Raw genomic sequence first — 4,523 nt, 5'->3', positions numbered from 1 at the left:
CGGGCGGGGCGGCCGGGGCGGCGCGCGCCCCGGCCGCTGGGGGGTCAGCGCAGGCGTCCGGCGCCCGCGCGGTGGCCGACGAGGCCGGGGACGGCCTGCGGCCGGTCCACCCGGGTCCGCAGCACCGGCGTCCAGCCGGCCCCGGAGCGGAGGATCTCGCCGGGCACCTCCGCGTTGTGCACGGCGATGAGGTCCGTCGGCCTGCCGTTGACGTGGTTGTCGGCGGCGGTGACCGGCGCGTCCTTCCACTTCTTCAGGATCGTGCCCGCCGGGACGCCGTCCGGCAGGGTGAACGCGTTGTGCTCGGCGACCAGCTGCGACTCCATGCCGATGCCGTAGGTGTAGGAGTGGCCGGCGCCGGCGACGACGTGGTTGTTGTACGAGTCCACCTGCCCGAAGCGGATCCGCGGGGCGCGCTCGACCAGGTTCCGGAACAGGTTGTGGTGGAAGGTGGCCTTCAGATGCCCGCGGTCGACGGCGGCCGTGGACGCGCTGTCGCTGTTGCCGATGAGGATCGTCTTGTCGTGGTCCTCGAAGACGTTCCAGGAGGCGGTGACGTAGTCGGCGCCCTTGACGATGTCCAGCTCGCCGTCGTGCTGCTGGTAGAGCCGGCCGTAGTACGTCGGCAGGGTGCTGTCCGGGTGCTCGCCGTCGGTGAAGGTGTTGTGGTCCAGCCACACGTGGGTCGAGCCGTGGACGACGGCGCTGTCGTACTCGGAGTTCCAGTTGCCGTCGGCGGTGTCGGTCGGGTCCCACTGCGGGAAGCAGTCGAGGGGGCTCTCGAAGGTCAGGTTGCGGACGATGACGTTGTCGACGCCCTTGATCTGGAGGCTGGCGCCCTGGAAGCCGGCGTCGCGGCCGACGCCGACGATGGTCGTGTCGGCCGGGACGGCGGCCTTGACGAAGGCGGCCTGGCGCGCGGCGGAGGCGCGGCGCAGCCCCTCGGGGCTGTCGTCGGGCTCGGCGTCGAGGTTCTCGGTACGGCCCCACACCGCCGGGTCGTAGGTCTTCAGGTAGGCGGCGAAGTCGTACCCGGGCACGGCGAAGGAGGCGCAGCTCGGCCCGTCGGCGTCGATCATGCCCTTCACCCGGACGATCCGGGGCGCGCTGCCGCCGTCCGCGAGGGCGGCCTTGAACTGCTCCCAGGTGGTGACGGTGTACACGTGCGCGGCGTCGGCGGCGGCCCCGCCGGTCGTCCCGGTGCCGTACGCCGCCCAGCCGTCCCGGGCGGGCAGCACCTGCCGGTCGAGGCCGGCGCGGGCACCGGACTGCGCGGAAGCGGAAGCGGAAGCGGAAGCGGAGCCGGAGGCGGTACCGGTGACGGCGAGGACGAGGGCCGTGCAACCGGCCGCCACTGCTATGACACGGCCATGACATCTCTGTGTACGCACTGTGCGGGTCTCCTCGATGACGAAGGTCAGGATGCGGGTGCGGGCGGCCAGGTGATCCAGGACGCCGGGACGTCCTCGTCCAGCCGTACGACGGCGGACCGGGCCAGCACCCGGGTGCGCAGCAGTTCCTGCGCCACGAGCCGGGCCACGGCGACGGCGCCCGGCGGATTGAAGTGCGTGTTGTCCTGCTCGGTGGCGGTCCAGTTGAAGTAGCTCTTCGTCTCCTCCGCCCCGAGCCGCTGCCACAGCGCGAGCGACAGCGCCTCGATGTCGAGCAGCGCGACTCCCTCCTTCGCGGCCAGCGCCCGCATGGCCGCCGGGTAGTCGCCGTGGGTGGGCCGGGCGTCGCCGTCGGCGTCGAATCTGCGCCGCTCCACGGGGGTGGCCAGGACGGGCCGGGCGCCCCGTGCCCGCGCGCCCTCGACGCAGAGCCGCAGATACTCCTGGTACGTCGTCCACGGCTCGGTGTACCGGGCGGGATCGGTGGCCTTCTCGTCGTTGTGCGCGAACTGGATCAGCAGCAGATCCCCGCGCCGGATCTCGGCGAGGATCGTGTCGAGCCGCCCTTCGTCGACGAAGCTCTTCGAACTCCGTCCGTTCACCGCGTGGTTGGCGACCCTCACCGCCTTCCGGAGGAAGAAGGGCAGCGCCATCCCCCACCCGGTCTCGGGAGCGGCGTCGGCGTATTTCTGGGCGGCCGTCGAATCACCCGCGATGTAGAGGGTGCGGGATTCCCGGCGGGACTTCCGGACAAGGGGGACAGCGGCGAGCGCTGCCGAGGAGACCTGTCTACGGGTAAGGGACACGAACAGCGCCTTTCGCACACGGGGAACCGTCCAGGGACGCGGGGACTGCGCGACCGGCCACGACGGACCCGCAGCCCCCGCCACCGCAACCACCCGGGCTGTCAGTGGTTCTTCTTCCAGTCCGCGTGCGCCTGGTTCAGCTGGTCGGCCATCAGGTCCAGGAATTCCTTCGCGCTCAGCTTTCCGAGCAGTACCTTCTGGAAGTTCGGCTCGTTGTCGGCCTTGGAGATGGTGTTCCAGTCCGGAAGGTAGTACGGCAACTGCACGATCTTCGTGCTGGATCCGCTCAGCGCCTCGGCGGCGAGCTTGGTCGGCTCGGACTCCTGCACCCATGCGTCCCGCGCGGCCTCGGTGTTCGCCGGCACCTGCCCCGCGACCCGGTTCCACTTGCTGTTGGACGCGTGCGAGGCGGCGAACTCGATGAACTTCCAGGCGGCGGCCTTGTTCCTGCTGGACTTGAACAGCCCGAGCCCGTCGACCGGATTGGACACCTGCACCCGGGTCCCGTCGTCCAGGGTGGGGTTGGGGATGCCCCTGAACTTGCCCTTCAGCGCCTTCTCGTGGTCGGTGTAGGACCCCAGGTTGTGGCTGAGCATCCCGATCGTTCCGGAGTCCCACTGCGCGACCATCTTGGTGAAGTCGTTGTTCACGTCGGCGGACGGGGTGTCCTTCTTGTACAGGCCGACGTACTTCTCCAGCGCGGCGACGTTCTTCGGGTCGTTGACGGTGGTCCTGTCACCGTTCCAGAAAGAGGTGATCCCGCTCTGCCCGTACATGGCGTCCAGTGCCTGGGCGATGGAGCCCTCGCCGCCGCGGATGGTGTATCCGAAGGCGTTCTTTCCCTTGTCGGTGAGCTTGTCGGCGGCCTTGTAGAACTTCGTCCAGGTGGTCGGCGGGTCCAGCTTCGCCGCGCCGAACAGATCGGTCCGGTACCACAGCGTGCCGTTGTTCGCGGAGGTCGGCACGGTGTACGTCCTGCCGTCACCGCCGGCGGCCTTGACGCTCTCCAGGAACTTGGTGTTGAGCTTGCCGTTCAGCGGGCTGCCGGAGATCCGGTCGTCCAGCGGCTCCAGCGCGCCCTGCGCGGCGACCTCGGCGAGCATCGCCGTACCCACGCCGCCGACGTCCGGCAGCCCGCCGCCCTGGATGGCGGTGTCGTACTTGGACTGCACGCTCGCGGCGGGCACGCCGACGTACTTCACCTTGATGTCGGGGTGCGAGTTCTCGAAGTCGGCGATGATCTGCTTCCAGACGTCGGTGCGGACGCCGCCGTTGTTGTCCCAGAACGTGATCGTGCCCTTGCCGGAGCCCTCCTCCCCCTTCTCCCCCGCGCTGCCGCTGCCGTCGTCACCGCAGGCGGTGGCGGTCAGCGCGAGGACGGAGCCCAGGGCGACGGCCAGGGCGGCGCGCCTGCCTCTGCGGATGCGGATGCTGCTTGTCATGGTCGGCTCTCTTCTTCTGGATCCAACGGGATGTGCGGCTGTGGGGGGAGGGCTCAGCGGCCGATCCGCGGCTGCGGACCGGAGAAGCGCGTGACCGGGGCGGGGACGGCGGCGGCGGGTCCAGCCGGTAGTCGTACAAGTCCTGGGGGTCGAAGGCGGTGCCCCGCTCGTCCGCCCGTCCGGTGGTGTTCCGCAGGGTCGACCCGCGCTGCACCAGCTCGGCGGCGTCGGCCTGGTAGTTGTCGTAGAGGTGCGCGTAGTGGTCGGTGACGGTGACGACCGGGCCGCCCGCACCGCCGGTGGTGCCGCCGGCCAGCGAGGCGAAGCCGTGCGGCCGGTCGCTCCACGGGACCGTGGCCGACGGGGCGGCGGCCGTCGCCCGGCCGGCCGGGCCCGGTGCGAGCGTGGCGATCAGGGCGGTGACGGCGGCCAGGACGGCACCCGGCCGGGGCAAGCGCTTGCTAGGGATGTGCGGCATGGCGGCTCCCCACACGGCTTCTTCGGGGCTACAGGGGCGTGATGCGGAAGCGGGTGAACGTCGCCGTCCCCGCGGACCCCGGTCCCTCGGGGGCAACGGCGAACAGGCCGAGCAGGGCGCCGACCCAGCGCCAGGGCGTGGCCGCGAAGACGGGCCCGGAGCGGCGCGGGCCGTCCCCGACGTCGTACCGGAACCGGCAGCGGGCCCCGGCCCCGATCTCGATCCGCAGCCGTGCCCGGCCCTCGGGCGCCGGGCACGGCACCCCGGCGTCCCGCTCGTGCTCGGCGACCGCCTCCGCGAACCGGTGCACGAGCCGGACCGTCCCGTCGGTCCCGCGCTCCAGTCCGATCCACGCGAAGGCGTCCCCGAGCACCACGAGTCCGGCCCGCGCGCCCGGCTCGGTGCC

The 4,523-nt window shown here is 71.5% G+C and carries 5 protein-coding genes; all 5 read right to left on the bottom strand.

Translation table 11 applies throughout. The features are described from left to right. Positions 1-44: 44 nt before the first annotated feature. The gene (locus CCN44_RS42130) at positions 45-1,391 is read right to left on the bottom strand and encodes a pectate lyase family protein (protein WP_086704552.1); all 1,347 of its coding nucleotides are present in this window, start codon (positions 1,389-1,391) and stop codon (positions 45-47) included. Between the two features lie 26 nt (positions 1,392-1,417). Then, positions 1,418-2,197, bottom strand: a complete 780-nt coding sequence (locus CCN44_RS42125; protein WP_059254893.1) for a rhamnogalacturonan acetylesterase — start codon at positions 2,195-2,197, stop codon at positions 1,418-1,420. A 101-nt stretch (positions 2,198-2,298) separates the two neighbouring features. Next, positions 2,299-3,639, bottom strand: coding sequence for an ABC transporter substrate-binding protein (locus CCN44_RS42120; RefSeq protein ID WP_086704548.1), 1,341 nt, complete (start codon positions 3,637-3,639; stop codon positions 2,299-2,301). Further along, positions 3,545-4,117 carry a hypothetical protein gene (locus CCN44_RS42115; RefSeq protein WP_308406398.1) on the bottom strand — a complete coding sequence of 191 codons (573 nt, stop codon included), beginning with the start codon at positions 4,115-4,117 and terminating at the stop codon, positions 3,545-3,547. The genes CCN44_RS42120 and CCN44_RS42115 overlap by 95 nt, the downstream gene beginning before the upstream one ends. A 28-nt stretch (positions 4,118-4,145) precedes the next feature. Further along, the coding region (locus CCN44_RS42110) for a beta-xylosidase family glycoside hydrolase (RefSeq protein WP_462509675.1) at positions 4,146-4,523 on the bottom strand (378 nt) is incomplete at its 5' end.

Source organism: Streptomyces tricolor (genome assembly GCF_002155905.1).
Taxonomy (GTDB): Bacteria; Actinomycetota; Actinomycetes; order Streptomycetales; family Streptomycetaceae; genus Streptomyces; species Streptomyces tricolor.
Note: the sequence above shows the minus strand (reverse complement) of the source record. Positions and strands in the feature narration are given on the sequence as shown.

Excerpts from the sequence above, each read along its gene's own strand:
- CCN44_RS42120 (WP_086704548.1), bottom strand. The coding sequence starts at position 3,639 with ATGACAAGCAGCATCCGCATCCGCAGAGGCAGGCGCGCCGCCCTGGCC.
- CCN44_RS42115 (WP_308406398.1), bottom strand. The coding sequence starts at position 4,117 with ATGCCGCACATCCCTAGCAAGCGCTTGCCCCGGCCGGGTGCCGTCCTG.